Annotated in this window: 14 protein-coding genes; 4 read left to right on the forward strand and 10 right to left on the reverse strand. The window is 71.7% G+C overall.

The window, feature by feature from the left end; genetic code table 11:
* Nucleotides 1-84: 84 nt before the first annotated feature.
* Together CCL05_RS26615 and CCL05_RS26620 are read right to left on the reverse strand one after the other, a co-directional pair.
* On the reverse strand, nucleotides 85-747 hold the full coding sequence (locus CCL05_RS26615) for a response regulator transcription factor (RefSeq protein ID WP_037671863.1): 663 nt from the start codon (nucleotides 745-747) through the stop codon (nucleotides 85-87).
* 323 nt (nucleotides 748-1,070) lie between these two features.
* The gene (locus CCL05_RS26620; protein WP_086563024.1) at nucleotides 1,071-1,745 is read right to left on the reverse strand and encodes a DUF3000 domain-containing protein; all 675 of its coding nucleotides are present in this window, start codon (nucleotides 1,743-1,745) and stop codon (nucleotides 1,071-1,073) included.
* Between the two features lie 101 nt (nucleotides 1,746-1,846).
* Between CCL05_RS26620 and hemE the strand changes: the two genes are divergently transcribed.
* Nucleotides 1,847-2,914 (forward strand): uroporphyrinogen decarboxylase, encoded by a 1,068-nt coding sequence (hemE, locus tag CCL05_RS26625; RefSeq protein WP_086563025.1) that lies wholly within the window; start codon nucleotides 1,847-1,849, stop codon nucleotides 2,912-2,914.
* 111 nt (nucleotides 2,915-3,025) lie between these two features.
* Here the strand turns inward: hemE and CCL05_RS26630 are convergent, their stop codons facing one another.
* The 7 genes from CCL05_RS26630 to CCL05_RS26660 all read right to left on the reverse strand — a co-directional run bounded on the left by CCL05_RS26630 (nucleotide 3,026) and on the right by CCL05_RS26660 (nucleotide 10,759).
* Entirely contained in the window at nucleotides 3,026-3,991 is a 966-nt protein-coding gene (locus CCL05_RS26630) for an ornithine carbamoyltransferase (protein WP_086563026.1), read from the reverse strand.
* Nucleotides 3,992-4,059: 68 nt separating this feature from the next.
* Nucleotides 4,060-5,067 (reverse strand): 2,3-diaminopropionate biosynthesis protein SbnB, encoded by a 1,008-nt coding sequence (gene sbnB, locus CCL05_RS26635; RefSeq protein ID WP_086563027.1) that lies wholly within the window; start codon nucleotides 5,065-5,067, stop codon nucleotides 4,060-4,062.
* Between the two features lie 37 nt (nucleotides 5,068-5,104).
* Complete coding sequence (gene sbnA, locus CCL05_RS26640) at nucleotides 5,105-6,067, reverse strand: 2,3-diaminopropionate biosynthesis protein SbnA (RefSeq protein WP_086563028.1); 963 nt, start codon at nucleotides 6,065-6,067, stop codon at nucleotides 5,105-5,107.
* Nucleotides 6,068-6,075: 8 nt separating this feature from the next.
* Complete coding sequence (locus tag CCL05_RS26645) at nucleotides 6,076-7,317, reverse strand: MFS transporter (RefSeq protein WP_244204421.1); 1,242 nt, start codon at nucleotides 7,315-7,317, stop codon at nucleotides 6,076-6,078.
* Nucleotides 7,318-7,366: 49 nt separating this feature from the next.
* On the reverse strand, nucleotides 7,367-8,440 hold the full coding sequence (locus CCL05_RS26650; RefSeq protein ID WP_086563029.1) for a Gfo/Idh/MocA family protein: 1,074 nt from the start codon (nucleotides 8,438-8,440) through the stop codon (nucleotides 7,367-7,369).
* Nucleotides 8,441-8,499: 59 nt separating this feature from the next.
* Nucleotides 8,500-9,384, reverse strand: a complete 885-nt coding sequence (locus CCL05_RS26655) for an HAD-IIB family hydrolase (RefSeq protein WP_086563030.1) — start codon at nucleotides 9,382-9,384, stop codon at nucleotides 8,500-8,502.
* A gap of 4 nt (nucleotides 9,385-9,388) precedes the next feature.
* Nucleotides 9,389-10,759 carry a DegT/DnrJ/EryC1/StrS family aminotransferase gene (locus CCL05_RS26660; RefSeq protein WP_086563031.1) on the reverse strand — a complete coding sequence of 457 codons (1,371 nt, stop codon included), beginning with the start codon at nucleotides 10,757-10,759 and terminating at the stop codon, nucleotides 9,389-9,391.
* 529 nt (nucleotides 10,760-11,288) lie between these two features.
* Here CCL05_RS26660 and CCL05_RS26665 point away from each other — a divergent pair.
* The 3 genes from CCL05_RS26665 to CCL05_RS26675 all read left to right on the forward strand — a co-directional run bounded on the left by CCL05_RS26665 (nucleotide 11,289) and on the right by CCL05_RS26675 (nucleotide 13,154).
* Nucleotides 11,289-12,059, forward strand: a complete 771-nt coding sequence (locus CCL05_RS26665) for a helix-turn-helix domain-containing protein (RefSeq protein WP_279629947.1) — start codon at nucleotides 11,289-11,291, stop codon at nucleotides 12,057-12,059.
* The gene (locus CCL05_RS26670) at nucleotides 12,049-12,687 is read left to right on the forward strand and encodes a LysE family translocator (RefSeq protein WP_086563036.1); all 639 of its coding nucleotides are present in this window, start codon (nucleotides 12,049-12,051) and stop codon (nucleotides 12,685-12,687) included. The genes CCL05_RS26665 and CCL05_RS26670 overlap by 11 nt, the downstream gene beginning before the upstream one ends.
* A 137-nt stretch (nucleotides 12,688-12,824) precedes the next feature.
* Nucleotides 12,825-13,154 carry a hypothetical protein gene (locus tag CCL05_RS26675; RefSeq protein ID WP_086563033.1) on the forward strand — a complete coding sequence of 110 codons (330 nt, stop codon included), beginning with the start codon at nucleotides 12,825-12,827 and terminating at the stop codon, nucleotides 13,152-13,154.
* Between the two features lie 99 nt (nucleotides 13,155-13,253).
* Here CCL05_RS26675 and CCL05_RS26680 read toward each other — a convergent pair whose 3' ends face one another.
* Nucleotides 13,254-14,645 carry an FAD-dependent oxidoreductase gene (locus CCL05_RS26680; RefSeq protein ID WP_086563034.1) on the reverse strand — a complete coding sequence of 464 codons (1,392 nt, stop codon included), beginning with the start codon at nucleotides 14,643-14,645 and terminating at the stop codon, nucleotides 13,254-13,256.
* Nucleotides 14,646-14,800 lie beyond the last annotated feature (155 nt).

Consider the following 14,800-nt stretch of genomic DNA (forward strand, 5'->3'; position numbering starts at 1 on the left):
GGAACGTTCCGTCGACGGGCGGCCGGGGGTCGCAAACCAGTCAGGTCGGGAGTGAATGATCACCAAGGGTCATCGTGGGGCGGGTCAGTGGATGATTCCGGTCCGCAGGGCCACCGCGACCATGCCGGCGCGGTCGCCCGTGCCGAGCTTGCGGGCGATGCGGGCGAGGTGGCTCTTGACGGTCAGCGCGGACAGGCCCATCGAGACGCCGATCGCCTTGTTCGACTGGCCCTCCGCGACCAGCCGCAGCACCTCGACCTCGCGTCCGGACAGCTCGCGGTAGCCGCCCGGGTGGCTCGGGGCACCCGGGGGGCGGCGGTGCAGGCGCGCGGCGGCGGCGCCGATGGGGGCGGCGCCCGGCCGGGTGGGGAGCCCGAGGTTGGTGCGGGTGCCGGTGACGACATAGCCCTTCACGCCGCCGGCGAGCGCGTTGCGCACGGCGCCGATGTCGTCGGCGGCGGAGAGGGCGAGCCCGTTGGGCCAGCCCGCGGCGCGGGTCTCGGACAGCAGGGTGAGGCCGGAGCCATCCGGCAGGTGGACGTCGGCGACGCAGATGTCGCGGGGGTTGCCGATGCGGGGACGAGCCTCCGCGACGGACGAGGCCTCGATGACATCGCGCACACCGAGCGCCCACAGGTGGCGGGTGACGGTGGAGCGGACGCGCGGGTCGGCCACGACCACCATGGCGGTCGGCTTGTTCGGGCGGTAGGCGACCAGGCTTGCGGGCTGCTCGAGGAGAACGGACACCAGGCCTCCTGGGGTGCGGGACGGGGCCGGCTCGTGGGGGTGAAGCCGGGACGAACCGTGCTTTCAAGGTCACAGTCGTCTTCGGCACCCCACCCGTCCGCCTTTAGAGAATGATCACGAATCGGTGATAACAATCCGTACAATTCGGACACGCGGTCGATCATTCGAAGGCCGGACGGTTTCGGTCTGCGTCGGTACGCGGTCGAAAGTGGCCGTATCGACAAAGTGATTCGGCCAAGAGGGGGACGCAGGTGTGATCGTCGGCAGGGCAGCGTTGACCGCCCCGTACAGGTTCGATCAGTACGGGGTCGGAACAGGTGCGATCAGCGGGACTGCGGTCCTCGCCGCTGGGGCAGCGTCACCACCGACGCGTCTCCCGGCCCGGCCGGCGGCAGCCCGGCGACCTGGGCGAGCAGATCGCACCAGGACGCCAGGTGTGCGGCCGTGTCCGGGACCCCGCCCAGGCCCTCGCGCGGCGTCCAGGAGGCGCGGATCTCGATCTGCGAGGCGGCCGGGCGCGCGGACAGACCGCCGAAGTAGTGCGAGCTCGCCCGCGTGACGGTGCCGCTCGGCTCCCCGTACGTCAGCCCGCGCGTCTGGAGCGCGCCGGTCAGCCAGGACCAGCACACCTCCGGCAGCAGCGGGTCCGCGGCCATCTCCGGCTCCAGTTCCGCGCGCACCAGCGTCACCAGCCGGAACGTGCCCTGCCAGGCGTCGTGTCCCGCCGGGTCGTGCAGCAGAACCAGCCGGCCGTCGGCCAGGTCCTCGTCGCCGTCGACGACCGCGGCCTCCAGCGCGTGGGCGTAGGGGGCGAGCCGCTTCGGCGGGGGCGTCGGCTCCACCTCGATCTGGGGCCGCAGCCGCGCCGCCTTGAGCGCCTCGACGGCGGCCCGGAAGGGCAGCGGGGCGGTGTCCGCCTCCCGCCGGTCTTTCTCGGTGTCCTTCGCTTCGTCCATTCCGCCAGCGCCGTCCGACAGTCGTCCCTGAGCCGCAGCCATGCCGGAAGGTTACGGGGACCGGAGCCCGGGTGCCGGGCTAGACACCCCGCGCCTCTCCAGGGGCTGAATCACGCCCCTCAGGGGCGTGCGAAACTTGGCCCGTGAGTGCCAACGACGCCCCCCGGGCCCAGCAGCCGTCCGCCCCGTACGACTCAGCCTTCCTCAAGGCCTGCCGGCGCGAGCCCGTGCCGCACACGCCGGTGTGGTTCATGCGGCAGGCCGGGCGCTCACTGCCGGAGTACCGCAAGGTGCGCGAGGGCATCGGGATGCTGGAGTCCTGCATGCGGCCCGAGCTGGTCACCGAGATCACGCTCCAGCCGGTGCGCCGGCACGGCGTCGACGCGGCGATCTACTTCAGCGACATCGTCGTCCCGCTCAAGGCCATCGGCGTCGACCTCGACATCAAGCCCGGCGTCGGCCCGGTCGTCGAGCGCCCTATCCGCACCCGCGCGGACCTCGCCCAGCTGCGCGATCTGACCCCCGAGGACGTGTCCTACGTCACCGAGGCCATCGGCCTGCTCACCCGCGAACTCGGCGGCACGCCCCTGATCGGCTTCGCCGGCGCCCCCTTCACCCTCGCGAGCTACCTCGTCGAGGGCGGCCCGTCCCGCACGTACGAGAACGCCAAGGCGATGATGTACGGCGACCCCGAGCTGTGGGCCGACCTGCTCGACCGCCTCGCCGACATCACGGCCGCCTTCCTGAAGGTCCAGATCGAGGCGGGCGCCTCCGCTGTCCAGCTGTTCGACTCCTGGGCCGGGGCGCTGGCCCCCGTCGACTACCGGCGCTCGGTGCTGCCCGCGTCGGCGAAGGTCTTCGAGGCCGTGGCCGGCTACGGCGTCCCGCGCATCCACTTCGGCGTCGGCACCGGTGAGCTGCTGCGGCTCCTGGGCGAGGCCGGCGCGGATGTCGTCGGCGTCGACTGGCGCGTCCCGCTGGACGAGGCCGCCCGCCGCGTCGGCCCCGGCAAGGCGCTCCAGGGCAACCTCGACCCGACCGTGCTGTTCGCCCCGACGGAGGCCGTCGAGGCCAAGACCCGGGAGGTCCTGGACTCGGCGGCGGGCCTGGAGGGCCATGTCTTCAACCTCGGCCACGGCGTCATGCCGTCCACGGACCCGGACGCGCTGACGCGGCTCGTGGAGTACGTGCACACGCACACGGCGCGCTGACGCGGCCCGGGGCGCACGGCGGCACGCACACCCCGCGCTTGCCCGCCCCGTCGCGTACGTCCACACGTAGACCGCCCGGTGACGGCCCGGGCCCGCCCGGCGCCGGAGGTCTCAGGCCGTCCCGGCCGCCCACTCGAGTGCCGCCATGGCGCTGGTGAGCTTCATCCGGGCCTGGATCCAGGCCACGGAGCGCTCTCCGTCCAGCACCCCAGCCGAGACCTCATCGCCGCGGTGCGCCGGCAGGTCGTGCAGGAACCAGGCGTCCGGCCAGCGGTTCATGAGGGCCTCGTCGACGTGGAAGGGGCGGAACGTCTGCCGCCAGTGCGCGTCGCCCTTGCTGGTGCCGGTCGTCTGCCAGCGCGTGGTGTAGACGAAGTCGACCCGGTCGGGCAGCTCGTCCATGGAGTGCGATTCGACCACCTCCGTGCCGTGTACGGCGCCGCGCTTGGCGGCCTCATCCAGCACCTCCGCGGGGAGCCCGTACCCGGGCGGGGTGGCGAAGGTGACCCGGCAGCCCGGGACGTGCGACAGTCCCTGGGCGAGGGCGGTCGCCGTGTTGTTGCCCTCTCCGACGTACAGGACCCTCACGCCTTCGAGGCCGCCCCTGACCAGGGACATGGTGGCCAGGTCGCAGATGCCCTGGGTGGGGTGCTCCTCGGTCGCCATGGCGTTGATCACCGGGATGCCTCCGGAGCCGGAGAGCGTGCGCAGCTCGTGGAGCGGGCCCGCGGTCCGGGCCACCAGCAGGTCCAGCATGGAACCGAGCACGCGACCGGTGTCCGTCAGCGACTCGCCCGTGTTGGTCTGGAGGTCGTCCGGACCGAACGTCACGGGCGTGCCGCCGAGCTTGATGGCGCCCGCCGTGAACGCGGTGCGGGTCCGGGTGGAGGTCCGGGTGAACAGGACCCCGACCGTCAGGCCCTCCAGCGGCCGTCCGCCGGCCTCCGGGGCGTCGTAGAAGTCGCAGGCGCGGCGCGCCAGTCGGTGCACGGTCTCGGACGTCAGGTCGCCGAGGGAGAAGATCCCGCGCTCCGGACGGGGAGCGGGCGGACCGGGAAGGAAGCGGGCGGGCTGCATGGCTTGTCCTCTTTCGGAAGGGGCGGTGACATGCGCGATTCGGATGGCGGGTGACTGCGAGCCGGCGCTCACCAGCGCCGCGTCTCCCCGAAGAAGTCCTCGATGACGGTGTGGGAGTTGGTCTCCACGGCCTTCTGGTACACGAAGGCGCCGACCGCGAGGTCCAGGACACCGAGTCCGAACGGCGAGAAGACCAAGGGTTTGTCGCGTCCCACCACGGCGTCCCCCCGCATGACGTCGGCCAGCGTCCCGGTGATGAAGTCCCGGTGGCCGTACTCCTGCTCGGCCAAGTGCACGGAGGTGTCGGCCTTGAGGCAGTGCTCGACGTCGTCGACCACGTTGTAGGACTCCGCGATGATCTCCGGCGCGATGTCCCGCAGCGAGATGTTCAGCACCACCTGGCCCGGGGCGAAGGAGTCCGGATCGACGATGTGCGGCACGGCGGCCGTGGTGGCGAGGACGACGAGGTCGGCCTTCTCCAGCTCGGCCGGCAGGTCGGACCCCACCTCCGAGGCGTACCCGAGCCGGGTGGAGGTGTGGTCGGCCAGCGCCGCGGCGTACTCCGGACTGCGGTCATGGACCGCGAGGCTGTCGAAGGTCCAGCCCCGGGCGGCGAAGAACTCCGTGATGTTGCGGGCGATGATGCCGCCGCCCACCAGGAGGACCCGCCGGGCGGCGGTTCCGCCCGTGAGCACCTCGGCGGCGAGCACGGCGGAGGCCGCGGTGCGGGCAGCGCTGATCTGGGACGCCTCCAGCACCGCGAAGGGGTAGCCGGTCGTGTAGTCGTTGAGCAGCAGGGCCGCCGAGGCGCGGGGAACGCCCCGCTCGATGTTGCGCGGGAAGCTGGAGATCCACTTGATCCCCGCCAGCCCGTGCTTGCCGCCGAGATAGGCGGGGAGGGCGATGATCCGGCTGTCCGGCTTCTCCGGGAAGCGGAGGAAGTAGCTGTCCGGGTTCACCGTGTCCCCGGCCTGGTGGGTGAGGTAGGTCTCCCTGACCTCGCTCACGATGCCGGGACGGTGGTCGGCGATGATCTGCCGGGCCGTTCGGCCCCCTATGACGCTGAATTCGAACATGCGCTGTTCCTGTTCTCCCGAGACGGTGTTCGCGGGTTCAGCCGGCCGTTTCCAGGGCGGCGGGGGAGTAGTGGTCGAGGACCCAAGCGTCGCTGTAGACGGTCTGGAGGTAGCGGTCGCCGTTGTCCGGGGAGATCGCCACCACCCGGGACCCGGAGGGGATGTCCGCGCGCAGCCGCTGCACACCCGACAGCACCGCACCGGTCGATCCGCCGAGGAGCAGCCCCCGTTCGGCCGCGAGCCGGCGGCACATGCGGATCGCGTCCGCCTCGGGCACCAGGACGGTCTCGTCGGCCTGACCGGGACGGAAGATCTCGGGCCGGCGGCTGGTACCGAGTCCGGGGATGCGCCGGGGGCCCGGAGGGAAGCCGAAGGTGATCGACCCTTCCGTGTCCACGGCGACGATCCGGGTGTGCGGCGAGTACTGCCGGAAGTACCGGACCACGCCCATCAGCGTTCCGGTGGTGCCCGCCCCGACGAACAGGTGGTCGACCGTGGGGAACTGCTTGATGATCGAGGGTGCGGTCGTGTCGTGGTGCGCCTGGGGATTGGCCTGGTTCGCGTACTGGTTCGGCCACACCAGCGAGGGGTGCTCGCGCAGTCGTGCCGCGATGTAGTCGATGCGGGACTGCAGAAAGCCGCCGCACTCGTCGCGTTCGCCGACCACGACCACCTCGGCTCCGAGGGCTCGCATCAGCGCCTTGCTCTGCTGTGACGTGTTCGGGTCCACCACGCAGGTGAAGGCGTATCCCCGGGAGGCGCAGACGGAGCTGAGCGCGATGCCCAGGTTGCCTGACGAGGACTCGATGACATGGCCGCCGGGGGCGAGGGCGCCGCTGTTCTCGGCGGCCTCCACGAGTGCGACCGCCGTTTTCAGTTTGATCGACCCGGCCGGGTTCAACCCCTCCAGTTTCAGGGCGAGTTCCACTCCGGGGATGAAGCCGGTGAGACCGAGGAAAATATCGTCGAGTATGACGTCGCTTGCGTTCTCGTACAGCATTCAGCCTCTCACGTGAGCGAGTTCGCGGTTCGGGACGGCGAGCGGTCCCGGGTGGCCCGGATCAGCCACCAGGTGGCCGCGAGACAACCGGCCGCGGGCAGGGCCAGCAGCACCGGTACGGCGTCGACACCCGCCAGTTCGATGCCCTTGCCCAGCACCGGCCCGGCGGCCACCCCGCCGATCATCGAGGCGGCGATCACATAGGCCCCCGCCCGCCGCGCCCGCGGCACCGCCCGGGACAGCCACGGCAGCCCCGTGGGGAAGATCGGCGCGTGGAAGAGGCCGACACCGGCGTAGGCGTACGGCGCCGCCGCCGGGACGAGGGCGAGCAGCAGGCAGGCCACCATGCCGGCGGAGCTGACGACCATGATCGTCTGCACGGACCAGCGCAGCGTCAGCGGTGCGACCAGCAGCCGTCCCACGGTCACCATCAGCCAGAAGGCCGAGGTCGCAGTGGCCGCGGTCGCCGCGTCGTGGCCGACGGACTCCAGATGCGTCGGCTCCCAGCCGCCGACGCCGGTCTCCACCGCCACCATCAGGACGTACAGCACGATGAAGACCGTGACGACCAGGGCCACCGAGGCCCGCAGCCCGGGAGTGCCCGCCTCGCTCTCCTCGCCCTTCTCGTCGGACGGCGGCGGGGCGGGCGCCTCCCCGCCCTCGTGCACGCCGCGCTGCGCCAGCACCAGTGCGGCGGACAGCGCGGCGAACCCGGCGAAGACGGCCGGGTACTCGCCCGGGCCCAGCAGCCCCAGGAGCGCGGGACCGCCCACGGCACCGAGGCCGTAGGCCGCGCCGATGATGTTGAGCATGGCCGGGCTGCGGCGGCCGAACCCCACCGAGAACAGCTGGTTGAGGCCGTAGTCGATGCCGCCGAAGCCCACCCCGGTCACCAGCGCGCAGGCCAGCGCCCACGGCCAGGCCGGGGCCAGCGCGAAGCCGGCCCCGCCGAGAGCCATCAGCGCGTACGAGGCGGACAGCAGCGTTCTGTTGCCCAGCCGCCCGTGCGCCCGGTTGAGCAGCAGCACACCGGCCACGCCCCCGACGAAGTGAGCGCTCAGGCTCAGCCCGGCGGCGGCCGGCGACAGGCCGAACTCGGTGCGGAACGCGGGGATCGCCGGACCGTACAGCGCCTGGAGGGCCCCGATCAGGGCGAAGCCCACGCACGACGCGACGACGGCGAACGGACTGAACAGGGGCCGTGCCACGGTGGTGCCGGGCGGCGCGGCCTGTGCCGAGGTGCCGGTCAAGAGACGTTCCTCTTCCCTGTGGAGCCCCCGCCGTGTGCGTCGCGCGGTGTCACGAGGTCACCGAAGAGGCGAGCGCGTACTGCTGGTCGCCCGCCAGCAGGCGCTCCAGCACCCGCTGGCTGCGCAGCCCGTCGCCGAAGCAGGCCAGGGCGCTGTCGGCGCTCCGCGCGGTGCCGGCATCCCGTGCGGTGACCGCGTCGCGCCACTCCCGCAGCTGGTGCCGGAAGGTGTCGCTCCAGCCGGGCACCTCACCGGGCGGCGAGGCGAGCGTCTCCTCGCGGGCGAACGTGCCCTGCTCCCAGGTGACGCGGGATTTCAGGAAGTACGTCGTGTCGTCCTTGGAGTGGTAGTACAGCTCCTTGCGGTCGCCGATGATCTTCAGCGAGAAGCCGAGCTCCTCCGGCAGCGAGGACTTGGAGGTGACCAGGTTGAAGAAGGTGCCGTTCTCCAGACGGCCGCTGACGAAGGCGTAGTCGTCGACCTGGACGTCCTGGCCCTCCTTCTGAGGCACGTTGACCTGGAGCTTGGTGCGGCAGCTCGTGCTGTCGACCGGGCTGTCGAAGAGGCGGTCGAGCATGTCGACCAGATGCACGCCCAGGTCGCCGAGGGAGCCGCTGGTGGAACGGCCCAGGTCGCTGTCCCGCCAGGTGAAACGGGAGCGGGTCAGGGCGCTGCCGCGCCGGAAACCGGCCTCCGCGAAGAGGATGGAGCCCAGCTCCCCGCTCCGTACCAGGTTCCTGATCTCGCGGATGGCTTCCAGATAGCGGTAGTTGAAGCCCATGGCGCACACCAGGCCGCTCTCCTCCGCCAGCGCGGTGATGCGCTCCGCCTCCTCCACCGTGGTCGTCATCGGCTTCTCGCACAGCACGTGCCTGCCGTGCCGGACGGCCTCCTCGGCGTAGTCGGCGTGCGTGTGGTTGGGCGAGGCGATGACGACGGCGTCGACGTGCCGGTACAGCTCGCTCGTCGAGGAGAAGACGGGGCAGCCGAAGCGCTCGGCCAGCTCCGCCGCCTTGTCCGGCAGCACGTCGTACACACCGGCCGGTACGACGCCGGGGACGGTTTCGGCGGCGCGCAGGTGGGCGAGGGCGATGCCGCCGGCGCCGATGATTCCTGTCTGCATGGTCTGCCTTTCTCAGGGACGGCCCTTGGGCCCGGACTCGCCGGATCTGGGCAAGCGGTTCAGTGGCGGAGGTGGTGACGGAAGGCGGTGAGGAGGGCCTGGGCGTGCGGGTGCGGCGACACCTGCGGGAAGCGGCTCCTGGCCTCGGGCGTGCAGTTGGCGACGAGGTAGCCGTGGCCCACGGCGCCCAGCATCTCCAGGTCGTTGCCGCTGTCGCCGAACGCGAGGGTCCGCTCCGGGGCGACGCCGAAGCGGGCGCACAGGTGCCGGACGACGTTGCGCTTGCCGCACACCGGCGGGAGGAAGTCGACGTCGTAGCAGTCGGCGGGGTCCCCGGTGGCGGGGTTGCAGCGGCTGATGTTGAGCCCGAGGCCGTGCTCGCGAGCGACGTCGCGCACGAGGTCGAGGCTCCGCTCGTCGCGCCGCGGGTCGCCGAGGGAGCGGAAGTAGTAGTTGACCAGGAACTCGGTCGGGTTCCCGGTGTGCGGGGCGTTCTGCGGGAACAGCTCGACCCGGTGCCGGGCGAGACGGTCCGCGGCCTTCGTGACCCGGTCCCGGTCGAATCCGCTGTCCCGCAGCAGTTGCCGCCACTCGGGGTCCGGGCGGGCGACGCCGTCGGGGAAGAACGTCAGCTCGGTGCCCAGCGCGCCGGCCACGAAGTGCGGCAGGACACGGGCGCCGCAGCGCGCCATCTTCTCCCGCACGGAGGCCAGCGAGCTGCCGGTGACCCAGCCGAACAGCAGACCGTGCTCCACGGCCTCCGTCAGCAGGAACTCCTCCAGCGCGGCGAGTTGGGCCCGTTGCCCAGGGGTCGCGGCATGGGCCAGGTAGGTCTCGTCGAAGTCGGAGAACGCGGCCCAGACCGCCGGCTCCGGCAGCCTCAGGTGGGGCGGCGGGCCGGGGGCCGGGCCGCCGGTGGCGTCGAACGGCAGGGTGTCGGTCATGCCGTCACCGGACCCGGCGCGTCGCCGCGTACAGGGCTTCCACCACGCGGTCCTGCTCGCCGAGGGACAGACCCGCGTGCAGCGGCAGGTGCAGCACCCGGTTGTGCAGCCACTCGGTCCGCGGCAGGTGCGCCTGTCCGAAGAGCCGCTCGCGCACCGGTGTCTCCTGCCGGTGCGTCAGGACGGGGTAGTAGACGTCCGACTCCACCCGGCTCCTGCGCGCCAGGTCCTCCAGCAGCGCGTCGCGGGCCGCCGCACCGCCGGCCGGCAGGACGGGGAACAGATGCCAGGAGTGGTCGGGAGCGAAGGCGGGCGCTTCGAGCACGCCCTCCTCGGCGAGGGGGCGGAGCGCGTCCACGTAGCGCCGGGCGAGATACGTGCGCCGCAGCCCGCGCAGACTGGTCCAGGGCAGCAGGGCCAGACCGATCGCGGCCATGGTGTTGTCGATGCGCGCGTTGAGCCCGAACGCCTCGCACTTGACGTTCTTCCGGCCCGGCTCGAAGCCGTGGTAGCCGATCACCCGGCAGCGCTCGGCGATCTCGGCCGAGCCGGTGACGACGGCACCGGCCTTCCCGCACAGCCCGACGTTCTTGTACGGGTTGAAGCTGAGGGCGGCCGCGTCGGAGTACCGCCCCACACCGGTCACCCCGAGCGCCTGGCAGGCGTCCTCGACGATCCGCAGGCCGTGCCGGTCGGCGACGGCACGCAGCCCCGCCATGTCGGCGAGCTTGCCGTACAGATGGACGGGAAGGACGGCCACGGTGCGCGGAGTGATCCGCTCCGCCACCGACTCCGGGTCCAGGTTGCCGTCGGGCCGGGTCACGTCGGCGAGCACGGGCACGGCGCCGCAGGCGAAGACCGCGTTCTCGGTGGCGGCGAAGCTGTTGGCCGGCATGATCACCTCGTCGCCCGGCCCGACACCCACCGCACGCAGAGCGATGACGAGCGCGTCGGTCCCACTGCCGGTCGCGACGGCGCAGGGCAGGCCCAGGTAGTCGGCGACGGCGTCCTCGAAGGTGGTGACGGCGGGACCGCTCGTGAACTCGCAGCTTTCCAGCACCCGCGTGAAGGCGTCGGCGGCGGCGCTCTTCTCCTCCCGCGACAGGAGCCGCTCCTTCGGCAGGAAGGGGACCCCCGCCGCACGCGACGGCTCGGGGAAGAGGGGAGCGACGAGCGCGTCGGGGTGCACGGGAGCGGGGGCGGAGTCCCAGGACGCGAGAACCTTCGCCAGCTCCTGGTTGGCGAGGGTGTCCCGGACCGGGTGGGCGGTCCGCACGCCCCGGGCGAGGTCCTGGACCACCCGGTGCAGACTGCTGCTGTCCCCGGGGAGGGGGGTGCCGGTGAACGTGCCGGGCTCGGCGGTGGAGACGGTCATGCGTACTCCTGGAGTTCGAAGCGATCGAAGTGTTCTGAAGGTTTGGGCAGCGGATAATCCCTGCGGGGACGCATCGCCAAGGGCATAAGGAATGCGGGTGGCGAGCAGGAATAACGACGGATGCGAACTGAACGGTGCAGTGAATGCCGCGCGGAATGCGGTCTGGAATCCGGCACGTCGGTGATGCTGTCAGCGGCCGACAACGTCCGTCAACCGGCAGTTTTTTGCCGTTGCTTTACGATGCTGGAATTCCCGGAAGAGCACCTCGGAACAGGGCGGGCGACCGGTCGAGAACCGGCAATTTTCTGCCGGTTCCCCAACCTTGCCGCGCCGAGCAGGGCATATGCCCCCGAGCGGACTCCGTTCACCGACGTGACGGCCTTCACTTCTTGCCGACCCGCTTTCGCGAGTCACCCCCGGCCTTGTTACGGTGTGTTCTCCCGGCGATACGCAGAGGGAGTGTTTCCGAGCAGTGTCACGTCGCACCCAGTCTGTTTCTTCCGTGTCGGACAGAAAATGCGGCACAGGTGTGCTGCCCGATCTGCTGCGCGCTTGGCGTGTGGAAGCGGGAAACAAAATGAACAGGGGGAGACCGTTACCCCAAAAAGAAGTAGCCGACCGTATGCGCGTGAGTGAACGCTGGTATCGGAATCTCGAGACCGGCATGCGCGTACCGCTCTCCACCGAGGTGCTCGAACGCCTTTCCCAGGCTTTGCTGCTCGGCCCCGACGAACGCATGGCGCTGTACGGGCACGCGCTCGCCGGTGCCGGCGGACAGTCGGACGAGGACGAAGACCCGCCGGACTTCATGGACGAGCTGGCCGACCTCGCCTCGGCGCAGACCGAATTCCCCAGTTACCTCACGGACCGGGCGTGGAACGTCCTCGACCACAACGCGGCCATGGCCCACTGGTTCCCCTGGGTCCGTGAACCGGAAGCCAACCTCATGCGCTGGGCACTGACCACCGCCACGGCCCGCGACCAGATCGTGGACTGGCCACGGCACGCCGTGCAGTACCTCGCCCTGCTGCGTTTCGCACTGGTGACCCGTCCCGACGACCGGAACCTCGCCGAGCTGCGCGACGCCGTCCTGGACGACCCCGTGTGCCGCGGGCTGTGGGACCGCAGCCCGAAGGTCCTCGCCTACCGGCACGGGCACCGCTACGAACTGCGCCTGCCCCACGTTTCCCCCGAGACGATCACCGTCACCTCACAGGTCCTGCTCCCCGCTTACCGCCAGGAGCTCCGTTACGTCCTGCTGCTGCCCACGGAAGGCCCCCCGCATGGCCATGGCCCCTGACTCCGCACTGTGGTCCTTCGTCCTGGTCGTCGGGTTGCTCACCCTCACGCCGGGCATCGACACCGCGCTCATCCTGCGGACCGCCGCGCTCGGCCGCCACCGCAGGGCCTGGGGCGTGGTTCTGGGAGTCCAGACCGGCGTCCTGGTGTGGGGCGTCCTCACCTCCCTCGGGCTCACAGCCCTGATCACCGCCTCCCATGCGGCGTACGAGATCCTGCGCTGGGCGGGCGTCGCGTACCTCCTGTGGCTCGGCGGGCGCATGCTGGTGGACACGCTGCGCCGCCGGGGCTCGACGGCCGGGGACGCGCCCGACGAGGTGACCGTGCGCAACAGCCTGGGGGAAGGATGGCGTCAGGGCGCGTTCACCAACCTGCTCAACCCCAAGGTGGGCGTCTTCTACGTCGCCGTGCTGCCGCAGTTCATCCCCGCCGGCGCACCGCACTTCACCACCGGCGTGCTGCTCGCCTCGGTCCACATCGTCCTGGGCCTGATCTGGTCGGCGGTCCTCATCGGCTGCGCCCGCGCCCTGCGGGTCCGGCTCCGGAGTCCCGCGGCACGCCGCGTGCTGGACCGGATCACGGGCACGGTCATCGTCGGACTGGGGCTGCGGCTGGCCATGACCGGCTGACGGGCGGTGACCACACCGCACCAGACGCCGGCGAATCGGGTGCGGCGGTGAACGCAGCCGTCCGGGCGCCCGTATGTCTCGGCAACCGCCCGCGGCGCGGGGAAGGCGGGTCGCGGGGCCGACGTGAGGAACAGGCGATGAACGACCGAGTTACTCCTCCGATGCACGCACTGCCCGACGGCGAGGCGGAGCTGACGCTGGTGGTGCGGCTGCCGTGGGAGGACGTGGCCCGCCTCGGCCAGGATGCCGGGCGGCTGGCGGCCCAGATGCGGCGGCCCGTGACGCTGGAGGAGGCGGTGAGCCACCGGTTGCGGTCGACCCGGGTGGCTTCCCACGCGAAGCCGGCCGGGGAGCAGCCGCCTGCGGTTTCGGCTTCGGCGTCGGTGTCCTCCTTGCCGTCGCGGCCGCCGGCGGAGCAGGCCCGGCAGGCCATTGATCGGATCAACGGCACTGCTGGGACTGCGTAGGGGCTTCGCCGTAGGGGTGCGGGTGCGTTGCCCGGTGCGGGCTTGTTGTGGTCGTTCGCGCAGTTCCCCGCGCCCCTGAAGGCACCAACCCGCCCCACCTCACAAGGAACCGCGCACCTTTGCCGCCGCCTTGCGGGCCGCTACCAGGACCGGGTCCCAGACCGGGGAGAACGGTGGGGCGTAGCCGAGGTCCAGGGTCGTCATCTGTTCCGCCGTCATGCCCGCCGTGAGGGCGACCGCCGCGATGTCGACTCGTTTGCCCGCGCCCTCCCGGCCGACGATCTGGACGCCGAGGAGGCGGCCGGTGCGGAGTTCGGCGAGCATCTTGACCGTCATGGGGGAGGCGTCCGGGTAGTAGCCCGCGCGGCTGGTCGACTCGATGGTGACCGCCTCGAAGCGCAGGCCCACGCGGTGGGCGTCCTTCTCGCGCAGTCCCGTGCGCGCGATCTCCAGGTCGCAGACCTTGCTGACCGCCGTGCCGACCACGCCCGGGAAGGTGGCGTAGCCGCCGCCCGCGTTGGTGCCGATGACCTGGCCGTGCTTGTTGGCGTGGGTGCCGAGCGCGATGTGCCGTTCCTGGCCGGAGACCAGGTCGAGGACCTCGACGCAGTCGCCGCCCGCCCAGATGTTCTCCTGGCCGCGCACCCGCATCGAGCGGTCCGTGAGGAGGCCGTCGTGGGCACCGAGGGGGAGTCCGGCGGCCGTCGCGAGGGTCGTCTCGGGGCGGACGCCGATGCCGAGCACGACGACGTCCGCCGGGAAGTCGCGGTCCTGGGTGGCGACCGCCCGGACCCGGCCGTCGTCCCCGGTGAGGATCTCGGTGACCTCGGCGTCGTTCACCATCGTGATGCCCAGGCCCTCCATGGCCTTGTGCACCAGGCGGCCCATGTCGGGGTCGAGGGTCGACATGGGCTCGCTGCCGCGGTTGACGACCGTCACCCGGTAGCCGCGGTTGATGAGCGCCTCGGCCATCTCCACGCCGATGTATCCGGCCCCGACGACCACTGCGCGGCGGCCACGCGTGCGTGCCAGCGTGTCGAGCAGCGCCTGGCCGTCGTCCAGCGTCTGCACGCCGTGCACCCCGGGGGCGTCCATGCCGGGCAGGTCCGGCCGGATCGGCCGGGCGCCGGTCGCGATCACGAGTTTGTCGTACGACGTCCAGGACTCGGCGCCGGAGTCGGCGTCACGCGCGCGTACCCGCTGCCCGTCGAGGTCGAGTTCCGTGACCTCGGTGCGCAGCCGCAGATCGATGTCCCGCGCGCGGTGTTCCTCGGGGGTGCGGGCGATGAGCCGGTCCCGGTCGCTGACGTCGCCGCCCACCCAGTAGGGGATGCCGCACGCCGAGTACGACGTGAAGTGGCCGCGTTCGAACGCCACGATCTCCAGCTCGTCGGGGCCCTTCAGCCTGCGGGCCTGCGACGCCGCGGACATCCCCGCGGCGTCGCCACCGATCACGACCAGTCGCTCCCTGCGCGTACGGCTCATGTTCATGCGAACACGCTACGGGAGCAGGTCATTTCAGTTCTGCTCGTCAGGCTCGTCGGGAGTCCGCGCGGGCGGGGACTGCGGGGCCGGCCGGGCCGTCGGCAGCGGGCCCAGGGCGCTCATGGCGGGCGCGGGGCGCGGGCGGCGCGGGAGGCGGGGGC

Origin of the sequence: Streptomyces africanus (assembly GCF_002150735.1) — a bacterium.
Lineage (GTDB): Bacteria > Actinomycetota > Actinomycetes > Streptomycetales > Streptomycetaceae > Streptomyces > Streptomyces africanus.